The sequence below is a fragment of the Bacillus sp. J41TS8 genome (assembly GCF_018333035.1).
Taxonomy (GTDB): domain Bacteria; phylum Bacillota; class Bacilli; order Bacillales; family Bacillaceae; genus Bacillus; species Bacillus paralicheniformis.
Window position 1 is genome coordinate 81,724 of sequence record NZ_BORF01000003.1, and the last position, 22,457, is coordinate 104,180.

Annotated in this window: 17 protein-coding genes; 16 read left to right on the plus strand and 1 reads right to left on the minus strand. The window is 44.0% G+C overall.

Annotated features, from left to right (window positions below; genetic code table 11):
• Positions 1–77: 77 nt before the first annotated feature.
• The 4 genes from KI350_RS05675 (at position 78) to wecB (ending at position 6,914) form a co-directional block, all read left to right on the plus strand.
• Positions 78–2,087 (plus strand): glycosyltransferase, encoded by a 2,010-nt coding sequence (locus tag KI350_RS05675; protein ID WP_059232040.1) that lies wholly within the window; start codon positions 78–80, stop codon positions 2,085–2,087.
• Positions 2,088–2,223: 136 nt separating this feature from the next.
• The gene (locus tag KI350_RS05680) at positions 2,224–3,753 is read left to right on the plus strand and encodes a glycosyltransferase (protein ID WP_059232042.1); all 1,530 of its coding nucleotides are present in this window, start codon (positions 2,224–2,226) and stop codon (positions 3,751–3,753) included.
• 84 nt (positions 3,754–3,837) lie between these two features.
• The gene (locus KI350_RS05685; protein WP_059232044.1) at positions 3,838–5,748 is read left to right on the plus strand and encodes a glycosyltransferase; all 1,911 of its coding nucleotides are present in this window, start codon (positions 3,838–3,840) and stop codon (positions 5,746–5,748) included.
• A gap of 23 nt (positions 5,749–5,771) precedes the next feature.
• Positions 5,772–6,914: a non-hydrolyzing UDP-N-acetylglucosamine 2-epimerase gene (gene wecB / locus KI350_RS05690; RefSeq protein WP_059232046.1), complete on the plus strand. Its 1,143-nt coding sequence runs from the start codon at positions 5,772–5,774 to the stop codon at positions 6,912–6,914.
• Positions 6,915–6,942: 28 nt separating this feature from the next.
• Here wecB and tagU read toward each other — a convergent pair whose 3' ends face one another.
• Positions 6,943–7,863, minus strand: a complete 921-nt coding sequence (gene tagU, locus KI350_RS05695) for a polyisoprenyl-teichoic acid--peptidoglycan teichoic acid transferase TagU (protein ID WP_059231041.1) — start codon at positions 7,861–7,863, stop codon at positions 6,943–6,945.
• Positions 7,864–8,061: 198 nt separating this feature from the next.
• Between tagU and KI350_RS05700 the strand changes: the two genes are divergently transcribed.
• The 12 genes from KI350_RS05700 to tuaH all read left to right on the plus strand — a co-directional run bounded on the left by KI350_RS05700 (position 8,062) and on the right by tuaH (position 22,423).
• On the plus strand, positions 8,062–8,382 hold the full coding sequence (locus tag KI350_RS05700) for a hypothetical protein (RefSeq protein ID WP_059231038.1): 321 nt from the start codon (positions 8,062–8,064) through the stop codon (positions 8,380–8,382).
• Positions 8,383–8,414: 32 nt separating this feature from the next.
• The gene (locus KI350_RS05705; RefSeq protein ID WP_059231035.1) at positions 8,415–10,559 is read left to right on the plus strand and encodes a SpoIID/LytB domain-containing protein; all 2,145 of its coding nucleotides are present in this window, start codon (positions 8,415–8,417) and stop codon (positions 10,557–10,559) included.
• Between the two features lie 87 nt (positions 10,560–10,646).
• Complete coding sequence (locus KI350_RS05710; protein ID WP_065644245.1) at positions 10,647–12,134, plus strand: N-acetylmuramoyl-L-alanine amidase; 1,488 nt, start codon at positions 10,647–10,649, stop codon at positions 12,132–12,134.
• A gap of 295 nt (positions 12,135–12,429) precedes the next feature.
• Positions 12,430–13,065, plus strand: coding sequence for a sugar transferase (locus tag KI350_RS05715; RefSeq protein ID WP_374706233.1), 636 nt, complete (start codon positions 12,430–12,432; stop codon positions 13,063–13,065).
• Positions 13,066–13,088: 23 nt separating this feature from the next.
• Positions 13,089–14,528 carry a teichuronic acid biosynthesis protein TuaB gene (gene tuaB / locus KI350_RS05720; RefSeq protein WP_065644247.1) on the plus strand — a complete coding sequence of 480 codons (1,440 nt, stop codon included), beginning with the start codon at positions 13,089–13,091 and terminating at the stop codon, positions 14,526–14,528.
• A gap of 22 nt (positions 14,529–14,550) precedes the next feature.
• Positions 14,551–15,732: a teichuronic acid biosynthesis protein TuaC gene (gene tuaC / locus KI350_RS05725; RefSeq protein WP_059231029.1), complete on the plus strand. Its 1,182-nt coding sequence runs from the start codon at positions 14,551–14,553 to the stop codon at positions 15,730–15,732.
• Positions 15,733–15,914: 182 nt separating this feature from the next.
• Positions 15,915–17,246, plus strand: coding sequence for a UDP-glucose 6-dehydrogenase TuaD (gene tuaD / locus KI350_RS05730; protein WP_130627149.1), 1,332 nt, complete (start codon positions 15,915–15,917; stop codon positions 17,244–17,246).
• 17 nt (positions 17,247–17,263) lie between these two features.
• Positions 17,264–18,193: an NAD-dependent epimerase/dehydratase family protein gene (locus KI350_RS05735; RefSeq protein WP_059231025.1), complete on the plus strand. Its 930-nt coding sequence runs from the start codon at positions 17,264–17,266 to the stop codon at positions 18,191–18,193.
• 63 nt (positions 18,194–18,256) lie between these two features.
• Complete coding sequence (tuaE, locus tag KI350_RS05740; RefSeq protein ID WP_065644248.1) at positions 18,257–19,711, plus strand: teichuronic acid biosynthesis protein TuaE; 1,455 nt, start codon at positions 18,257–18,259, stop codon at positions 19,709–19,711.
• 41 nt (positions 19,712–19,752) lie between these two features.
• The gene (tuaF, locus tag KI350_RS05745; RefSeq protein WP_065644249.1) at positions 19,753–20,427 is read left to right on the plus strand and encodes a teichuronic acid biosynthesis protein TuaF; all 675 of its coding nucleotides are present in this window, start codon (positions 19,753–19,755) and stop codon (positions 20,425–20,427) included.
• 29 nt (positions 20,428–20,456) lie between these two features.
• Positions 20,457–21,215, plus strand: coding sequence for a teichuronic acid biosynthesis protein TuaG (gene tuaG, locus KI350_RS05750; RefSeq protein ID WP_065644250.1), 759 nt, complete (start codon positions 20,457–20,459; stop codon positions 21,213–21,215).
• A 26-nt stretch (positions 21,216–21,241) separates the two neighbouring features.
• On the plus strand, positions 21,242–22,423 hold the full coding sequence (gene tuaH / locus KI350_RS05755; RefSeq protein WP_065644251.1) for a teichuronic acid biosynthesis protein TuaH: 1,182 nt from the start codon (positions 21,242–21,244) through the stop codon (positions 22,421–22,423).
• The last annotated feature ends 34 nt before the right edge of the window (positions 22,424–22,457 follow it).

A 22,457-nucleotide genomic window follows, 5' to 3' on the forward strand; every position in this document is an offset into this window, starting at 1 on the left:
AAACGTTAAAAGGGATAGTATAAATAAAGATATTCGATATAATAGATGTTATGTAATTCATTCATTGGAGGAAAAAAATGAGCTCGAAAATAAAGGTTAAGCTCCCTAAGGCGCAATATATTTTTGCTACTTCTTCGGTCAGAGAAACGTTTGGTGGATTAACTGAAGCTATGCTGCAGCGCGGCCGGCTTTTTTCAGAATACGCCGGACAGCCAACAAAGATCGTCACATTTAATTATGATCCGACGTATCGAAAGATCATTCGCAGCTTGTTCGACAGGCAAAAGATCAATGAAGATATCAAGATCATCAATATTTACGAGTATTTTAAAGGAGAGGAACAAAGCCTTCCTCCTGTGGAACACGCAATTAAGGAACCAGGGCTGAAATATCACAAAGATCCTGCGAAAAATGCATACCGATATTATGATAATGGATTGTATGTACATTATAAACGTTTTACGGATGACGGCAAATTGGTTGTCGCCGATTATTTTAACGAAAACCGCAAGAGAGTGAAGCGTGAGGAATACACTGAGGACGGCCATATCCACCGCGTTACATATATGGATTTGGACTACAACAAACCGAGGCAGGAGCTGTTTTTGAGAAATGACGGTTCTTGTTATATGAGCAAATGGCTGACGATGACAAACGATAAGAAGTCTGTGAAGGTAGAACGTGTTCATTTGTTTGACAGAAACGGCGATTTGCTGGCGGTGTTTAACTCCAACATGGAGCTGCAGCATTATTTTCTTGATTGTGTGATCGGGAATGAGACAACCTTTCTGATCGGTGAAGAAAGGGGGACGGACCCAATGACGATGGCTTATCAAAATGAGCATATATACAAAGTGTATCTCACTCATAATATCCATGTCAGAGAGCCTTATCATTATCATTCAGTACTCAGGCTGGGAAACCGGCCGGTGATGGAAAATATGAGCCATCCAGACGCGGTTGTTTTTCTGACGGAAAAGCAAAAAGAGGACATTGTCAAAAGATTTGGCAACCGTACGAATTATTTTGTCATCCCGCATGCTCATAAAAAGCCTGGATCGCTTTCCGACTTTTCTGACCGGGATATGAAGCGTGTGATTATGCTTGCCAGATATCATCCGCAAAAAAATTTGAGCCACGCCATTAAGGCGTTTGCCCATACGGCCAAACAAGTTCCTGACGCAAGGCTTGAGATTTTCGGTTTCGGAGAACAGGAGACAGAGCTGCAAAACTTGATTCATGAGCTGAATCTGCAAGACCATGTGTTTTTAAAGGGTTTTACGAAGGACCCAAAGGCGGAATTCAAAACAGCGGCTTTTTCAGCTTTATCAAGCGATTATGAAGGCTTTGGACTCGTCGTGCTCGAAAGCCTTGCAAACGGCTGTCCTGTCGTTTCTTACGATTTAAAATACGGCCCGAGCGATATGATCAATGATGGTGAAAACGGATTTTTAGTAGATGATAAAAACATTAAGCAGCTCGGGGAAAAAATAGCAGAATTGCTAAAAAATCCGAAATTGATTAGAAAGATGAGTGAAAATGCTTACCAAAGTGTCGATAAATTCAGTGAGACTGCATTTATGGAGCGGTGGAGCAGCATGTTTTTCAAGATTATCGAAAATAGACCGCTGCGTAATACACTCTCAGATATGGAGCTTCATCTGTCCGAATACGATTGGAGCAGCAAAACAGAATTTACAATCGCAGGTTCGGCGTTATTTACCGGGGAGGTTCCTGAAGCTGCTTTGGGCCATTACCACGCCTACTGGAAAATCTACAACCGCGATACGAAATCGTTCACTGTCATTGAGGCTGACCAAAAGAGAGAAGGGAAAAACCGCTTAGTATTCAAGGGTGTTTTTCAACTGGATTTATTGGCAGTCGAAACGGCGACATTGGATGTGTCATTTGCTGTAGAATGGGACAACAGCTACTTTGAAAAGCGGATCGGACATTCAAAAGACGAACTAAAGAAAATACCTGCACGAAAAATCCAAGGCTTTCAGGTAAAGCCATATTTCACGGAAAACTACGGCAATTTAAGCTTCCGTATTAAACAATCTGAAGGTTTCAAGCTGTTTAAATAATAGTTGATTCGAGCTTCCGGCAGGGTATCTTTCAATCAAAAGCTCCAAACGAAAAACATCCACTGTTTTGCCGGAGCTTTTGACATGTCCTTCATTTGATCGTGCTATTAGTGAAAAAAGAAAGAGAGGCATGAACATGAGGCGGATATTCTCACTGCTTTATGAAATCGATGTGGTTAAGGGCGGGATTACGAGTTCCATGTTATCCCGTTCTTATGTTTTAACCGAAAGAGGTCACCATGTTGATTTAGTGACATTAGATAAAAAGAAGAACTACAAGGAAATCGAAACGAAGCTCAAAGAACAGGGAAGAATGCATCCGAATGTCCGTATTCTCAATGTTTACCAGTCATATCGGGATCAGCATGACGGATACTCGCCTGATGAGCGGCAGATATCGCACTTTCAAACGTCTTCTCTCTTAAATGAACCGGGATTTACGGTGAATACAGCAAGGCTGGAAAACAATAGAGAAGCCGATTATTTTGTCAATGGTCTGTTTGTGAAGCGCAAAAAATGGAACGAAAAAGACCTGCTTTTATATACAGACTACTACAATGAAAACAGATACAGGGTAAAACGAGAAGAATTTCATCAGGACGGATATATAGAAAGAGAAATTTTTTATGATTTGAAAACAAACAAGCCGAATCAGGTCAAATATTTAGCTCCGGATGGATTTTGCTACTTGACCGAATGGTTTAACAAAGAAACAGGAAAGCTTGAAGGCGTCTCATTGTTTGACCGCGCCCGTTCCGATGTGAAAAAGTTTAAAGATAACCAGGCTTTTCATGCATATTGGCTCGAAACGCTGTGCGAGGAGGAAGAAGATCCGATTTTGATATGCGACGGCGTGGGAAGTGCATCTAAAGTAAACGCGATGAAAGCCGGTTTGGCGAAAAGGCTGTACTGTGTTCATTCTAATCATTTGGATTACCCGCACACATTGGGGAGTCCTGTTCGTAAAAACCATCAATATGCCATGGAACACATCAAAGACTATGACGGTCTGGTTGTGTTAACGCATGAACAGAAAGAAGACATACTAAAAGACTTTGAAGCGGATGATAATATTTATGTCATTCCTCATGCACCAAGGAGGCTGAACATCCCTGAGAACGCGGAAAAGAAATTGAACGAATTTGTCATGATTGCGAGATATCACGAGGAAAAAGGTATTGACAAAGCGATTCAGGCGATGGAAATTGTCGGAAAAACGCATCCCGGTATCGTGTTGAATATTTACGGAAGCGGTCCGCATCAGTCGCAGTATGAAGAGCTCATTCAAAAGTTGGGGCTCGACAACGTTGTTCTACAAGGCTACACACCGGATCCTGCCAAGCATTATCAACAGGCGCTCGCAACATTGTTGACTTCCAAGTTTGAAGGCTTCAGCCTGGCGATTTGCGAGTCTTTTTCCTGCGGTACGCCGGTCATCAGCTTTGACGTGAAATACAGTCCGAGGGAGCTGATTGAAAAGGATAAGACGGGTATTCTCGTTGAATATGGCGATATTGAGGAGCTGGCGAAAAGCATCATCTATTTATATGAACATCCGGAAAAAGCGATAGAATATGGAGAAAATGCAAAAGCTAAAATCGAAACCCATTACAATGAAGAACGTCTGATTGAAAGATGGGAGCGGGTTTTCGATCTCATTGGATGATCGGAAGTCTTGTTCTTTATACGAGTTTTTGTGACTCATACGAAAAGACAAAAAAGCGATTGACCCAAGGGATTGATAGGATCTATGTTTAAAATCACAGTAGCTGTACCATGTTATAATTCCGAACGATACATTTCACGCTGCATAGACAGTCTGGTTAACCAGTCCATGCCGGCAGATGAGTATGAAATCATATGTGTTGATGACCGATCTACTGACAGAACGGTTGACATTCTTCACGAATACGAAAGCCGATACACCCAATTGAAAGTCATTAAACGGAAAACGAATTCTGGAGGACCCGGAAAGCCGCGGAATCAGGCCATTGAAGCCGCAAAAGGAAAATATATCTTTTTTGTTGACTCTGATGACTTTCTGGGACCAGAAGCCTTGGAAAGAATGTATCGTTTTGCTGAGGAACATGATTCAGATGTTGTCCTTGGCAAAATGAAAGGTGTGAACGGCCGTCCCGTCCCGCAGGCCATTTTTAAACAGACGAATCCAGATGTGGGTTTGATCGATTCAGCACTTGTTTATGCGCTGGGTCCTACCAAAATGTTTCGCGTATCAATGCTCAGGGAAAACGATATTGATTTTCCGTCTAACATTCAGGCAACCGAAGATCAAGTGTTTGTGATGAGCGCTTATCTTCATGCCCATAAAATTTCCGTATTGGCTGATTACGATTGCTATTACGCCGTTTTACGAGAAGGCGAACATATGACGTTTGCCTATGTATCGCCTGAAGATTATTATGGAGCGATGAAGGTCATCATTGATATGATCAAATCCAGCACGCTTTCTGAAAGCCAAAAAGAGAAGTTGACAGCGAAATTTTTAAACAGGCATTTTGAGTTCTCAAGAACGACCGATTTTACCGAGGTGCTTGAAACTGAATCTGAGCAGATCGAATGGATGAACGAGTTGCATTTATTCGTTGAAAAGAATATATCTCCCGCGATAGACCTGCTTGTAAAAAACCATTTCAGGCTTAAACTGTTTTTCATTCGAAACAATGATCTTACCGGTTTTAAACAGTTTGAACGCGAAGAAGCAGATATTCACGATTTTACATCTGTCGATCAGGGGAATATCTATGGGGACTTCCCGAGCTTATCCGGGTATGATGTGCCGAGGGAAGCCCTTAAAATGAACCATAAAAATAAGCTGATTCATTTTATCGAAGTGATTGAGTTTAAAGACCGCCGCCTCATGGTGAAAGGTTCGGTGCATCACTCTGCGCTTCAGCGCCAAGCGGCCCGGCAAAAGGTAACCGGGGTGTGGGTCAACCGGCAGAACAAAGCAGAAAAGACATTCATACCCGATGTGAGCGAGGGCGGCCGTTTTGAGTTTTCCTTCTATTTCGATGATATTGCGGAAACGGAATCTGATTTCGGCGTGTGGGATTTCTTTATCGATTCTGAAATTGACGGTTATACAAAGCGGGGACGTATCGGGAGAAATAGAGAGCCGTACCATTATGCAAGTCATGCGAGGTATATAGGCAACAACGGCTTCTGTGCCTATTATGCACGCCCTTATTTTACAAAGGACTATGACAATCTCTCATTGGACATCCAAAAGCAGACATCCTTGAAAATTGAATTTTCCAAAGAAGATGCAAACGGTTTGCTTACCATCACCGTACCTGGTCAGCAGTTGTTTTTTCCGGAACAATCCATTTTGCTGTTGAGAGTGAATGAACGTGAAATGTTCATTCCCATAAAGCGGGTGATTGCCAAATCGGATAATACAGAAATCCAAATAGCCCGGCATTTGATTGGAAATAAGTTCGGCCCCGTTGGAGTCGTGCAAGGGCAAGTTGAGATGTTCATCAACTCGTATCATACGCTGCTGGAACCAAAAAAGGACGATCTTTCCACTTTTCTTTGCAGCGCTCGGATCGAAAAGAAACGACTGTTCTTTCATATGAAGAAAAAAGTTGATTACCGTATCAAAGCCAATCATTCAACATTCTATTTAACACGCCGGTAATACAGAAAACAGGTGACGATAATATGAAAAAATTAAAAGTCATGACCGTCTTCGGCACGCGTCCTGAAGCGATTAAAATGGCCCCGCTTGTGCTCGAATTGAAAAAGTATCCAGAAATCGAGTCATATGTAACCGTAACAGCCCAGCACAGGCAAATGCTTGATCAGGTGCTTGAAGCTTTTAACATAAAGCCTGATTTTGATTTGAATATCATGAAAGAAAGGCAAACGCTGGCTGAAATTACGTCTAATGCGCTTGTGAAGCTGGACGATCTGTTTCAGTCCATCAAACCGGACATTGTGCTTGTTCACGGTGATACGACAACGACATTCGCGGGAAGTCTTGCCGCTTATTATCACCAAATTTCCGTCGGCCATGTAGAGGCGGGGCTCAGGACAGGAAACAAATACTCGCCGTTTCCCGAAGAGCTGAACAGGCAGCTGACGGGCTCGATTGCCGATCTTCATTTTGCGCCGACAGAGCAGGCCGAACAGAATCTGCTCCGCGAAAATAAAGACCCTGAGACGATTTTCGTCACTGGAAATACCGCAATTGATGCACTTCGCACAACAGTGAGGGACGGCTATTCACATCCCGTTCTTGAAAAAATCGGGAATGACAAGATGATTTTGCTTACCGCCCACCGCCGTGAAAATTTAGGGAAGCCGATGGAAAACATGTTTAAAGCGATCAGGCGGATCGTCGAAGAATTTGACGGCGTACAGGTTGTTTATCCCGTTCATCTCAATCCCGCTGTTCGCGAAGCGGCTGCAAAGCATTTCGGCGATTTGGATAAAGTCCATCTGATAGAGCCGCTCGAAGTCATCGATTTTCACAACTTTGCAGCTGAAGCTCACTTCATCCTCACCGACTCGGGAGGGGTGCAGGAAGAAGCGCCGTCGCTCGGAAAGCCGGTCCTCGTGCTTCGCGATACCACGGAACGCCCTGAAGGCGTTCAGGCCGGGACGCTTAAACTGGCAGGCACGGAAGAAGATAAGATCTATCAGCTGACTAAACAGCTGTTGACCGATCAAGATGAATATCGCAAAATGTCCCGGGCTTCAAACCCGTACGGGGACGGACAGGCTTCGCGGCGAATTGCGGAGGCGCTTCTTTACCGGTACGGATACAGAAGTGCGCGGCCTGACTTGTTTAAAGATAAATAAAAAAAGCTTCCTTTTCAGGAAGCTTTTTTTATTTATTAAGGCTTTCTTTCAGTTCGGTTGTAATGTCGGACAGGGAACTTTCGTCGGCTTTATAATAATAGATTCCGTTGATTTTTGTGCCGTCACCTTTCAGCTCATGCTGAATGACTTTTGAGCGGGCTTCCTTATAGCCGGATTGAATATCCCACATATCGTCAAACGTGAGATTCGTTTTAACGTTGTTTTCGATTACTTTGAACATATCTCCGAATTTCGTGATGGATGATATATTGGCGCCTTTATTAATGATTCCTTCGATAACCTGACGCTGTCTGTTCTGGCGCCCGAAATCGCCGTTCGGGTCCTCTTTTCTCATTCTCGTATAAGCGAGCGCTTCTTTTCCATTCAGCGTAATCTCACCTTTGCCGAATGAATATCCGTCGTAGTTGAAAGCGAATGTACTGTTCACGGTAATGCCGCCGAGCGTATCTACGACATCCCTGAAGCTTTCCATATTGACTTTGATAAAGTAGTCGACAGGAACATCGAGGAAGTTCTCAACCGTGTCTACCGTCATCTGAACACCGCCGAATGCGTATGAATGGTTGATTTTATCCACCTTGCCTTTACCGATAATTTCAGTATACGTATCCCGCGGGATGCTGACCATTTCAGTCGTTTTCGTTTTCGGATTCACCGTCATATAGATGAGGGAGTCTGCGCGTCCCTTATCTCCTTCGCGTTCGTCAACACCCATGAGCAATACGGAAAACGGGTCATGGTTATCAATGTCAACAGCTGAATCGCGTTTTTTTGACTTGTTAATATTTTCATGAATACTCGCTACAGTAGATGCCGCTTTATTCCATAAATAATAGGCATAACTGCCTGTGCAGAGGACAAAAATTCCAAGCAAAGCGATAATGGTATATAGAATTTTTTTCTTTTTCTTTCTCTTTTCAGCTCTCATATAGCCCTCACCTTTTATATAGTCTACTTTGATTATAAGTTTCTCACAATTCGAAAACAACAAAAACTTATATGTGTCCTTTTGGATAGACGAAATCATTAGAAAAATGTTTCAAAAAAACCAATCAATCTGCAAAATTTTTCGCTATAATTAAAGAATCTGTTGGAATTTGTCGATAAAAAGGGAGAGGTGAAGAAGATGAAAAAACTCATAGTTCTAACATTATCAATGCTGCTTTTGTTGTCAGCCTGCGGCACTTCGGGCCAATCGGAGGACAAGTCAAGCTCAGACAATAAAAATGCGGCATCTGAAGAAGCCGTTACTAAAGAAGGTTCATTCGTGGGCTTGGCTGACAGCCACACAATTGCGGTGAACATCGATGGCAAAGAAACAACGCTTCAAGTCGATGAAGATCTTCAAGACAAAGTCAATTCCATTGAAGAAGGCAAAAAAGTCGAAGTCCAATATACAAAAGGCGAAAATGGCGTTTTGGAGCTGAAAAGCATCGAAACAAAATAAGCAATAATGCACCAGGGGGGGTTCTTAACGTTTTGAAAAAAATGAAGCTTTTGCTTCTGTCGTCAGTCGCAGCCGCGGCATTGCTGTTTACTCAATCCGCTCAGGCTGCTGACAAAAAGATTTCGGTGAAACTAAGTAATTATTTGGGCAACAAACCTAGCATTAATGTCGATATTTCCGGCGCATACGAAATACCGGGCTCTAGAATATCCGCCACAGAGCGTTATGGTGGAAGTACCCGGTTTGATGTGGCAAATAACGTGGCATCAGCGGGATGGACGAATCCGAGCACAGTCGTCATCGTCAATCGCGACGCGTTTGCCGATGCTCTTTCTGCAACACCGCTGGCAAAAAAATATGATGCACCGATTTTGCTGACGGATTCAGATTCTTTGACGCCCAAGACAGAAAGCGAGATTGCTAAACTCAACCCCGACAATATTTTAATCATCGGGGGAACGATCAGCGTTTCTAAAAATGTAGAAAGCACGCTGAGAAAGTATGGATCGATCGACCGCATCGGTGGTGCGACCCGCTATGAGGTATCAAGAAACATAGCGAACCGTATGGGCAATTACAGCCAGGCGGTTGTCGCAACGGGAATGGTATTTACAGATGCCTTATCTATTGCGCCGTATGCGGCAATGAACGGGTATCCGATATTGCTTGCAGGGGACGATAATATCCGCAGTGATTATAAAATCCCGAGCAAAGTAACGATTGTCGGCGGTCCGTTGAGTGTCAGTACGGGTGTAGAAAACACGCTGAAAAAACAAGCATCAGTAACACGAATCGGCGGTGTTTCCAGATACGAAGTATCCGCCAATATCGTGAAACAGCTGAATATGAAAGCTTCAAAAGTATTTATTTCAAACGGATCGACGTTCGCAGATGCCTTGGCGGGATCGGTTCTCGCAGCCAAGCAAGGAAGTCCGTTGCTGCTTGTTGAATCGAACAGCCTGCCATCGCCGGTTGCTGATGTTCTGGCTGAAAAAGGCACCAATTCTTTTGCACTGCTGGGCGGTACGATCTCAATTACGGATACGCTGAAAAATAAATTGGCGGATACGTTTGCCGGAACCGGCTATTCGGTCAATGTATCAAGCGGAAAGCTTGTGCTTTACCAAAACAATAAAGCTGTAAAAACACTGGGGACATCTTTTACGGCGGAACCGAAGAAATATTCGACATCAAATTCCATCAGCATCAACGGAAGGCCTTATCTGGGCAATATGAATTTCACCATTGAATCAAGCAAATACGTTCGGCCGATCAATGTTGATATTCCGTTTGAAGATTATTTAAAAGGTGTTGTACCGCATGAAATGCCGGCCAGCTGGAATACGGAAGCACTCAAAGCCCAGGCGGTGGCAGCCAGAACCTACTCAGTTAAATCAACTGGCACAACAGTGGCTGATACACAGGCTTTTCAGGTATATGGAGGATATGACTGGAATTCAAAGACATCCAGCATTGTCAATGCGACAAAAGGCCAAGTTCTAAAATACAACGGCAGCTTAATTTCAGCCGTTTATTCATCAAGCAACGGTGGATATACAGAAGCGAGCGGTGAAGTATGGAGCAATCAGGTTCCTTATTTACCCGCGCAAAAGGATACATATGATCCGCAGAACAGCTGGTCGATGTCATTGAATAAGACGCAGCTCAACAAGAGCAGCTTAAATTTGAAAAGTCCGGACACATGGTGGAATAGCACAAATGAAATAAACTCCGCCTATTTATCCGGGTTGAAAAGCTGGTTTATTAAAAATAAGTACACCAACGCTGAATCGATAAAAGTCACGAAAATTTCAAGCGTTACGCTAAGCAGTGAAACAACCGCCGGCCAAAGGCCGAAGGCAGCAACAGTGAAGTTTTCTTACTTTGTAAAAGAAAAGTCAAACGGCTATGTTCTTTCCAGCGGAAGTTTGGAAGAAAAATCGGCGACGATTACCGTGACAACGGCACAGTTGAGATCAATGCTTGGAGGAAGCAACATGAAGAGCACATATGCTTCTGTGTCGGACAATACAAGCACATTTATTCTCAGTGGAAAAGGATATGGACACGGTATCGGCATGAGCCAGTACGGAGCTAACGCCAGAGCTGCGGCCGGACAAAGCTATAAAACGATTTTGAATTTTTATTACCCGAAAACAACTCTATCTACTTATTAATAGAATGGTAGGGAGAAGGAGGCCGTTGTGCCTCCTCTGTTCGTTTTAGGGGAGATTACAATAATTGTTAAATTGGAGGAGATATCTTTGCGGGTTTTACTAAGAAGCTTGCCAATCATTGTGTTGGGGCTTATCATATTCGTTCCAAATGCGTTCGCGGCTAATTCAGTCACAAGATTGGACGGCGCGAGCCGCTATGAAGTAGCTGTCAATGTCTCAAAGCAAGGATGGAGCAGTGCGAGTACAGTGGTTGTGGCAAATGGAAAAGCTTATGCAGACGTTCTCTCGGCCACTCCTTTAGCTTACAAAAATAATGCTCCTATTCTATTAACGGAATCGTCCAATTTGACAACTCCCACAAAAAATAGAATTAGTCAGCTGAAGCCGAGCAAGGTGATTGTCATCGGAGGAACGATCAGCGTCAGCAATAACGTTGTCAATCAAATCAAAAGCCTCGGTGTTTCTACTGTAGAACGGATCGGCGGTGCAAGCCGCTATGAAGTGGCGGAAAATATCGCGAAAAAGCTGCCAGGCACTTCTAAAGCGGTCATCGCAAACGGAAAAGCTTATGCTGACAGCATGGCGATCGGTGCCTATGCGGCGAGAAATGGAATTCCGATTCTTTTAACGACATCAAGCTCTATTCCGACACCGACAAAGGATGCGATGAAAAGTAAAGGAACAACATCCACGATTGTTGTCGGAGGAGAAATCAGCGTCTCAAAATCGGTTTACAGTCAGCTTCCTTCTCCTACGAGAATAGGAGGAAGCAGCCGTTTTGAAGTCGCGCAAAATATTGCAAAGAAATACTATTCCTCTGCTAAAGCTGCGGTTATCAGCAACGGTTACACTTATGCCGACGCGTTGGCAGGCTCTGTGCTGGCCGCAAAGCAAAACCGTCCAATGCTGTTCACTGATGCCGGATCTTTGCCGACACCAACAAGAAAAGCGATCGGCAATAGCGATATGTCGACATTTACCGTGCTTGGCGGAACGATTTCCGTTAAATCTAATGTCGTGTCACAGCTGAAAAATCCGATTGTCGGCAAAAAAATCTTTATCGATGCAGGGCATGGAGGACATGACAGCGGTGCTGTCGGAAACGGTTTATATGAGAAAAACGTGAATCTTGACGTGGCAAGACTGGTCAATACGAAACTGTCAAATGGCGGGGCGCTGCCGATTATGTCCAGATCGTCCGACGTGTATCTGACCCTTTCAGAACGGGTATCAAAGGCGCAGTCAAACAACGCTGATCTGTTTGTCAGCATCCATGCAAACTCGGCTGCCCCTTTAGCATCAGGAACCGAAACATACTACTATACAACGTATGAATCGGCAAACAGCAAAAGGCTGGCGACCGAAATTCAAAACCGCCTTTATGCCGCGCTCAATACGAAAAACCGCGGAGTGAAAATCGGTGATTTCCACGTCATTAGGGAATCGAAGATGCCGAGCAGTCTTGTTGAGCTGGCATTCATCACGAATCTAAGTGATGCAACCAAGCTAAAAAGCTCCACTTATAAGGAAAAAGGCGCAAAAGCGATTTATGACGGAATTGTTGCCTACTATTAATCCAGATGATCCAGGATAAGTCGATGTCGGCTTATCCTTTTTTGTGTCTTCTTTCATTTTCGTTCTGCCTGAAAATATAGTATGATTATTCCATTAATTCAACAAAAAAGGAGCGGACGGTGATTAATGTTTAAAGAAAAATAAACAAACTTACCGAAAAATCACACAATTAATACTCTTTAACAAGCCCTTTACAATGGGTTTACGTTCATATGCTACACTGACGCAGAGATCACAAAGAAGAACCAAACCAATCGTGAGGTGTATGTCAGTGAGTATGGACAAAAGCTTAAGAATGTATAATGAATACTCAAGCCAGCATATCTATTCTTGTGCTCTATCTGAAAAAGCAGTGCGGTATTTGAATATAAAACGGGCAATGGATATCGTCCTATCACTTATCGGTCTCGCCATTACACTGCCGGTGATTCTGTTATTCTGTATTTTGATATCTATAGAGACTCCTGGATCGCCTTTTTACCGCCAAGAACGCGTTGGAAAAGACGGGAAGCACTTTAAGCTGATTAAATTGCGCTCTATGAGAATCGATGCCGAAAAATCCGGTGCGAAATGGGCGCAGAAGGATGATCCGCGCATCACTGCAATCGGTTCTTTTATAAGAAGAACAAGAATCGATGAACTTCCGCAGTTGATCAATGTGCTGGCCGGAGACATGAGCATTGTGGGGCCAAGGCCTGAAAGACCGATGTTTACCGCTCAGTTTCACCACGAAATTCCGGGATTTAAAAACCGCTTAATCGTTAAGCCGGGTTTAACGGGACTTGCGCAGGTGAACGGAGGCTATGATATCAGTCCGAGAGAAAAATTGGTGCACGATCTGTATTACATTCGGAATTTGACATTTCTGCTCGATTTGAAGGTTATGCTGAAAACGATTAAAGTAGTATTGACTGGCGAAGGAGCCAGATAATACGAGGAAGTTAGGAATATGCTATGTCTACCATTACGAAACAAATATTAAGCGGTGCAAAATGGACAAGTGTTTCAACTTTGATCGTCACGGTCATTCAAATTATACAGTTTGCACTGCTCGGCAATATCATGACAATTGCCGAATTCGGTTTGGTCGGAATGCTGACCACCGTAACGATTTTCACACAAATTGTACTCGATATGGGATTCGGGGCCGCTTTAATTCAAAAGGAGAACATCAGTGAACGCCAATTATCGACCTTGTATTGGCTGAATATCCTAACGGGCATCCTTTTGTTTATCGGCCTCTTTTTCCTGAGTCCGTTCATCGCAGACTTTTATCAGCGGGACGAACTGGTTTTTCTTGTGCGGATTTTGGCCGTCATGTTTTTAATCGCCCCGGTCGGCCAGCAGTATCAATATATGCTGCAAAAAGATCTGAAGTTTAATATGCTGAGCAAAATAGAAGCGGGTGTCACCGCTTTGTCATTTGTGCTCCTGCTCGTTTTAGTTTTTCTGATGGATCCGATCGTGGCCTATGCATTGTCACAAGTTTTTCTTAATTCAGTTAAAGGCATCATGTTTTTTGCTGTATATTTAAAAAAATGGCGTCCTTCTTTCGTTTTTGCATTGGGGGAAGTGAAAGAATTTTTCTCTTTTGGCGCGTTTCAGCTTGCTTCAAGGCTTGTAAACAGACTTGGTGCCAATATCGACATGATTTTGATCGGGCGGTTTCTCGGTGTGGAAGCATTGGGAATCTATAACCTGGCGTATCAGATTATTACGATTCCCGTATTAAAAATCAATCCGATCGTGACACGGGTAGCGTTTCCTGTCTTCTCAAAAAATCAAGGGGACAACCAAACGCTGCGCGAAGGCTTTTTAAATATGACAAAACTTCTCTCGCTGATTTCATTCCCGCTTCTGATCGGACTGATGACTGTTTCAGATTTATTTGTTGAAGTCGTCTTCGGAGAAAAATGGCTGCAGGCCGTACCGGTTCTGAACATCCTCGCGATTGTCGGGCTGCTCAGGGTTCTGATGAATCCGAACGGATCAGTTTTGCTGGCGAAGGGGAGAGCAGACCTGGCATTTTATTGGGACAGCGGGATCATGCTCCTTTACGGGCTGTCTCTTTATGCGGCGGTATTAACAAGTGATTTGACGATCACCGCTTGGACCTATGCAGCGATCAGCCTGATCAATTTCTTTATCGGCAGATGGCTTCTCAAATATGTCATCCAGCTGAAGATGGGCGAATATTTCAGAACCGTTGGAAAACCGCTGGCTTTGACACTGCTCATGGCATTGCTGGCTCTTGTCTTGAGCGTCGGCAGCAGACATCTGCTTCACGGCGCCATGCTTCAGCTGGCAGTTTCCGTCGGGATCAGCGGAATTTTTTACGGTTTTCTGGTCAGCAAGTTTTACCGGCGGGCTATGAGGGCCCAATTAGGAAGATGACAGCAGAAAGGGCGTTTCATCATTGAAGGTTCTTTGGATTACAAGCGTTTATCCAAGCAGTCAAAAACCGGGAGAAGGCGTTTTTCATGAAACACAGGTTCAGGCGCTGCAGATGCAGGGCGTTGATGTGACGGTCATATGTCCATCGCCTGTGAACCCCGCTCCCCTCAGGCTGCTGAAAAAAAAATACCGCCAAGTACGAACAGTCCCGGAATATGAAGAAAGAAAAGGCATCCCGGTCTACAGACCGCCGTATACGGCTCTGCCTGGACAGCTAAAATGGGCTCAGCCGCATCGCCGGATCGCCAAGTCCGTAGTGAGGACGATCGAGAAGCACGGGCTTGCGCCGGATCTTATCCATGCCCATTTCGCGATGCCATCCGGGGGTGCCGCTGCCGTTGTTTCACAGACGCTGAAGGTTCCTTATGTTCTGACGTTGCACGGAAGCGATGTCAATATTTATCCCCATTACAGCAAAGGCGCTTTTCGAGCATTTGAAACAGCTGTGCATTCCGCAGCAAAAGTCTTGGCTGTCAGCGATGCGCTGAAAGCCAAAACAAAAGAAATGACCGGTGTTGAAAGCACGGTGCTTCCTATCGGCGTCAACTTGGACCGGTTTCAAAAACCCTCCGCTTCAGCACTTGAATTGAGGGAGAAACTCGGTCTGCCGAAAGACAAAAAACTGCTGACGTTTGTCGGCCGCTTGGTGAAAGGAAAGGGAGTAGTCGAGCTGGCAGAAGCGGTCAGGCAGCTTGATGACAGCTACAGAGCTGTATTCATCGGCGACGGACCGGAGAAACAGCACATCCGTCAAACCACCGGTGAAAAAGCGATATTGACGGGGCAGGTCGCAAACCATGAGATATCAGAATATCTGGCTGCATCAGATCTGTTTGTGCTCCCTTCGTATTCTGAAGGGATGCCGACTGTTGTCATTGAAGCGCTCGCCCTCAAGGTTCCAGTGCTTTGTACGGCGGTCGGAGGGGTTCCGTCTTTATTCGGAAAGCACGAACATCTGCTGATCAAGCCGCGCTCTGTCTCCAATATAATAAAAGCGGTTAAGGTATATATGGAGGAGGGAGAATGGAGGGAAGACATCACTGAGGAGCTATATCAAACCGTGTGCAAGCATTATGATGCAAGTAAAAATGCTAAAGCATTAAAAGAGAAGTATGAAAATTTATGGCGTCGGGAAAAAAATTAAATCTGTACGAGAAATCTAGAATAAAATCTAAGAAAAGCTTTGTTTAAAGCAGCAACATTGCGTCCATGATGAAAAATATAAGAGAAGAGAGACGCCTGGTTTTTATTAAGATAGAAATAAAAATCATCGCCTAATAAAGCTATTGGATTGAAGGGTTAGCTTAAGGAAGGGGAATGATGATATTGAAAAGAATCGCTGTTATTGGAACAGGATATGTTGGACTGGTGTCTGGAACTTGCTTTGCTGAGATTGGAAATTCGGTTGTCTGTTGTGATATAGATGCCGAAAAAATTAGGAGTCTCTCTGCCGGTATTATGCCAATTTATGAGCGCGGACTGCAAGAGCTTGTGGATAAAAATGTGAATGATAACCGTTTGTTCTTTTCAACTGACATTCCCAAGGCGATAAAAGATTCGGAAATTATCTATATAGCAGTCGGGACACCGATGTCAGCAAACGGAGAGGCAGACCTGAAATACGTAAAAGAGGTTGCTGAAACGATTGGAAAATATTTAAACGGATATAAAGTCATTGTTAACAAAAGTACGGTTCCTGTTGGGACAGGAAAGCTTGTCCAATCCATTATCGAGCAGCATACCAATGGCAAACATCCGTTTGATGTTGTTTCAAACCCTGAGTTTCTTCGTGAAGGAACAGCTATTTACGATACGATGAATATGGAAAGAGCAGTCATCGGTGCGACAAGCGAAAAGGCTGCTGCGATTATTGAAGAGCTTCATAAGCCTTTTCAAACGAAAATCGTCAAGTCTAACCTTGAAAGTGCAGAAATGATTAAATACGCTGCAAATGCATTTTTGGCTACAAAGATCTCGTTCATTAATGATATCGCGAATATTTGCGAAAGGGTCGGGGCTGATGTATCAAAGGTGTCTGAAGGTGTCGGACTCGACAGCAGAATCGGCAATAAATTTTTAAAAGCCGGAATCGGCTTTGGCGGCTCTTGCTTCCCTAAAGATACGATGGCTTTACTGCAAATCGCGAAGTCAGTCGGCTATCCTTTTAAAATGATTGAAGCCGTGATCGAGACGAATCAAAAGCAGCGCGCCCACATTGTGCAAAAGCTCCTTGATGTGTTCGGCGATTTAAACGGCATGACCATTTCGGTTCTTGGGCTGGCATTCAAGCCAAATACAAACGATATGCGTTCGGCGCCGTCTCTGGATGTCATTCCGATGCTGAGAAGCCTCGGTGCTCATATTAAAGCATACGATCCAATTGCAATTCCGGAGGCAGAACGCTTATTGGGAGATCAGGCCATATACAGCAAAGATTTGTATGATACTGTAAAAGACACTGATGCTTGCCTCATTTTGACAGATTGGCCACAGGTTAAACAAATGGATTTTAAGAAATTGAAAACATATTTAAACCGTCCTGTTCTAATTGATGGACGTAACTTGTTTAAACTTGAAGATATGAGAAGAGAAGGATTTATTTATCATTCAATTGGCCGCCCTGGAGTACAGGGAGAGAAAAGCTTAACAAAAGTATAAAACGCGGGGTGTTATCAATGGAAAAAGTACTAGTGACAGGCGGATGCGGATTTATCGGTTCGCATATTGCTGAACAGCTTCTGAAAGAAAATTACCGGGTTTCAATTCTTGATAATTTAACTACGGGACACCGCTCCAACATTGACGGTCTCCCGATTGACTTTTATGAGCAGGATATTACGAAGCCGGAAGTTATCGACGTCATCAAAAGCATTGATCCTGATTATATTATTCATTTAGCTGCACAAGTAAGCGTAGCGGAGTCTGTCAGCGATTTTTTAAATGATGAAAACATCAATATCAGGGGATCGCTCCATATCATTAAAGCAGCGGGTGAATGCAACGTGAAAAAGATCGTCTTTGCATCATCAGCAGCTGTTTATGGAAATCCGGATTATCTGCCTGTCGACACCCGCCATAAAACTAATCCAGGCTCACCATACGGGCTGACGAAGCTTACGGTGGAGAACTACTTAAAGCTGGCCTATGATCTGTATGGAACCGAGTATTGCATTTTGCGGTACAGCAACGTATACGGGCCGCGCCAAGACGCAAAAGGAGAGGGCGGCGTCGTATCGATTTTCTCCGATTTGCTGACCAGCGGTAAGGCTCCGCTGATTTTTGGAGATGGAGAACAATCGCGCGATTTTATTTATGTCGGTGATGTGGCTTCTGCCAACGTCAAGGCGCTCAAAGCTCAATCAAACGTTTGTTTAAATGTTTCAAACGGCTTTTCGATCACGGTCAATGAGCTGTTTGCAGAGATGAAAAAAGCAACGAACTCGGTGCTGTCTCCTATTTATCAAGCTGAACGGCCGGGAGATATCCGTCACAGCACACTTTGTAATGAAGAAACAAAGAAAATTTTAAACTGGGAACCAAAAATGCCGCTCGCTGAAGGACTGGAAAAGACCATTTCATATTATAAAGAAGAAATGAATACGTAAATCGCTGGCTGCTGGCTGATGTCGGCAGCCCTTTTCCAGAAAGAAGCGGAAGGAGGGGGCAAAATGAGTTTCAAACGTTCCGCGGTCAATGTTCTGGTTTGGCTCGCCGCATTGACCGCAGGGTTAGCATTCGTTGTATTGGCCCAGTCCAATGCAAAAAAAGTCTTGCTAGCATGTCTAATTTTGATTGCGCTGGCTTTGATCATTGTGTTCCGGAAGTATTTGTCGTCCGAGCAATTGCTGATGCCCGTATTATATCTGCTCATCGCTGCAACTTTTGCCAACAATGCTTTTTTTACGATTAAATTGGGTTTTTTCAGCCTGTTTCCATATCGAATTCTTCTGATTCTGGCAGGATTCTTATTCATAGCGGAAATGTTGAAAGGCAGCCAGCACCTTGAAAAGTGGAAGCAGGTGCATGTCAAAGGCATTCTGATGTTTTTCGCGTTTTGGTTCTGCTATGGAATGATTTCACTGCTTTGGGTCAAGTCTGCTACTGATGGCATAAAATATCTATTCCTATTGGCAATGGGAATGTTTTTTGTTTTTCTGATTGTCATGTTTTTTCAAAAAATGGATCGTATTCTTGCGTTTTATTACATATGGCTGGTCATGACCGTATTTTTAATGGTCATCGGGTTTTACAACCACTTTACGTTCAACCACCTGCCGAGCTCGACCCTTTATAACGGGCCGCACTATAAACAGCATTATCCGACATCCGTTTTTTTCAATCAGAATGACTTTGCGACATTTCTGTCCATCAGCTTTTTCTTTTATTTATCTTTTTTCAAAAACATTAAAAACAGCTACTTAAAAATAGCGGGATTGATCCTTGCGTTCTGTTCGGCCTACTTGATTTTCCTGACTGGATCAAGAGCCAGCATTCTGGGAGTGATAGCCGGACTTGCCGTTTATGCGTTCATTTTGCTGCCGAAGGTGCTTAAAAAATGGGCGCTCATCGCCGCAGCTGCAGGATGTATCGCTTTTGTCACACTGTTTGCAGGAAAGATTACCGGAGCTTTTTATACATACTTTTTGGCTCCGCAAACAGCACACGATTTCAGCGAGCCGCTGCCATCCAATGTCGCCAGGGCGAATTTGTTGAAAAACGCCGGGCATTATGTGCTGGATACTTACGGATTTGGCGTCGGCGCCGGCAATGTGCCTTATTATTTGGAGCATCATGCATTGTTCGATACGGACCAGGTCGTGGAGGTTCATAACTGGCTCGTTGAGATCATGACGAATTTTGGAGTGGTGATGATGCTCGGTTATTTAACGATGTACATTTATTTAATAACCGTGCTTTACCGATATTATAAAAGATCGCTTGGAAGACGGCCAAAGCTTCTTATTGAAGGTTTGACAGCCGCGCTCGTCGCCTTCCTTGTGTCAAGCATCAGTCCGAGTTCCGTCTCGAATTTATATTTCCATTGGGTGTTCCTCGCCCTTGTGATTGCGACGGTTAATACCTTTAGAATCAGCGGAACAGATGAAACCGAACAGTATAGGTGATTTTTGAAAATCGAATTTAAAAACAGGGAGAAATTCATGTGATGAATTTAATCAAACGTATTGCTGGTAGAGTGAAAAAGTATATTGTGGCGATTATTGCGCTTCCTCTTATTCTTGGTCTTGTCGGTTATTTTATGCCGAAGGGGAGCGTTGCACCATCTAATTACACGGCTACTGTAACGATATCAACCGGAAACTATGGAGAAGCGAAGTACAACAATGCAAAGCAAGTGCCGCTGCTGTTGAAAAACGAAGCTTTTTTAAAGGACATTTTCCCGGAGATGCCGGAAGAGGACCTGGCGCAGTTGAAAGACGATCTGGCGATTGAAATCAGAACGGATTCACTTTTTAACTTAAGCTACACAGGGCCTGACAAACAGGAAACATTGGATACTTTAGGGAAAATCAAAGATGCCTATATGGAAGGCGATAAGGCGCTGTTCTCAAAAAGGGAAGAAGTCATCGAAAAGAATATTAAGGCGCTTGAAGGCGAAACAGTCAGCGCTGATTCCAAAGTTGATAAACAGCGGTTTTTGTATGAGCTTGAAACAAGCAAACTTGATATGAAGGCTGCTGAAGAAATTGAGCCTTTGATCGTGCTTGATAACCAGGCTGCCGGCATGTCGCCTAAAAAAAGAGCGGTATTGGGCGTACTGATCGGTTTAGCGTTGTCATTTTTTATCATTGTCGTTCCGGAAGTTTTCAGAGAACGTTAAATTTTTAATTGGGGATGTGGATCAGGACCATGACGAGGCAAAAACCTTTAATCTCTGTCATTACGCCTTCCTATAACGCGGAGGAATTTATCGAAAAAACCATTCAGTCCGTCTTAAATCAGACATTTTCCGACTGGGAATTGATCATTGCCGATGATTGCTCAACAGATGGGACAAGAGACATTTTGAAGCGCTATGAAGAAGATGATGAGCGGATCCATGCCATTTTTCTGAAAGAAAATCAAGGCGCTGCAGCGGCGCGAAATGCGGCGCTTAGTAAAGCCGAAGGGCGCTATGTCGCCTTTTTGGACAGCGACGATGTTTGGAAAACAGAAAAGCTGGATAAGCAGCTTGCCTTCATGAGGAAGCATCAGCATGCTTTCACATTTACGGCATACGAGCTGATCAGCCAAGATGGCGAACCGCTTCATAAAACCATTCATGCACCCGTGAGCCTTACATATGATGATGTATTAAAAAATACGATTATCGGCTGTTTGACGGTGATGATTGACAGAGAGCAAACGGGTGATATCCGGATGCCGAATATTAGAACCCGTCAGGATTTGGCGACATGGCTGTCCGTATTAAAGCGGGGGTTCAAGGCATATGGACTGAACGAACCCCTCGCCGAATACCGCATCGTTGAAACATCGATCTCCAGTAATAAATGGAAGGCGGCGCGAAAAACCTGGTATGTGTACAGGGAAATCGAACGCCTTCACTTGATGAAAGCGACATGGTGCTTTTTCCATTACGCTAAGAACGCAGTCATGAAAAGATTATAACGGCATGACAGAAAAGGTGATTGAAAGTGAAAGCAGATCAAGTCATACACGTCATAGTAGCGACAGGCGAATGGGGGCAGGATCAGCTAAGATACAGAAGGCACCGCCTTGCTGAGTTTTTGGCTGGCCGCAAGGAGACGAAGGAAGTCATTTGGGTCTGTCCGTCTGAAAGTCCTTCCCGCGAGACTTTTACATTGCTTGACAACGGAATCAGGCAATTTGCAGTCAAAGATTTTTTGAAAAAGAAAATATTCAGGTTTGCCCGCTACAAGGATGTTTTCTATCAAAGCAAGCTGAAGCCGCTGCTTGACCGGCTGAAAGAAGACGTTCAAGGGGAAAAGGTGTGCTTATGGTACACATTCCCCGGTTTTCCGCTGCTGTCATCGCTGTATCAGTGGGATCAGGTCATCTATGACTGCAGTGACCTGTGGGCGGCACCGATCAGCGGAAGCCAAAGCCTTGTCTCAGGATTCAGGCAAAAGGTCATTTTTGAAGCTGAAGGCAGAATCATCAAAGCTGCTGATACGATTTTTTGCACTTCCGAATACTTGCACCAAAACGTAACAGACCGGCTTCAAGGAGAGACAAAGCCGGTTTTTACAATCGAAAACGGTGTGGAGTACAGCTTGTTTGCGGAAAATATGCAAAAAGCGGATGTATTGAACGGAAGGGAAGGCACCGTCCTCGGCTTTATCGGCGGAATCAAGCCGAAGCTCGATTTTAAGCTCGTCAAAGAAGCTGCCGGAGCCAAAAAAGAGTGGACATTTTTATTTGTCGGTCCTGACGGGACAAACGGAGACGAAGATTTTAAAGCGCTTCTTGAAGAAGATAATGTTATTTGGACGGGCCCAGCTGCGCCGTCAGAAGTACCAGCTTATATGAATGTAGTGGATATCGGCATCATGCCGTATAAACCGTCGCCATATAACAATGCGGTATTTCCTTTAAAGCTGTTTGAATTTTTGGCTGCCGGAAAGCCTGTTGCCGGTATGAACCTCCCTTCAACGGAAAAGGTTGAACAGGAACACGTTTACCGTCATCTAACAGGAAACGACCCCGCTGAATTTACAGCGGTGTGTGAAGAGTTGGAGCTTGCGCATGATGATGTCTCCCATGGGGAACTGCGCAGAAAGATCGCACGTGAAAGAGACTGGCATCATCTATTTTTAACGATGCTTGATAAATTGAACTTGAATAAAGATGCATAATTTGCGGCGGGGGATATTAATTCGTGATGTTTCT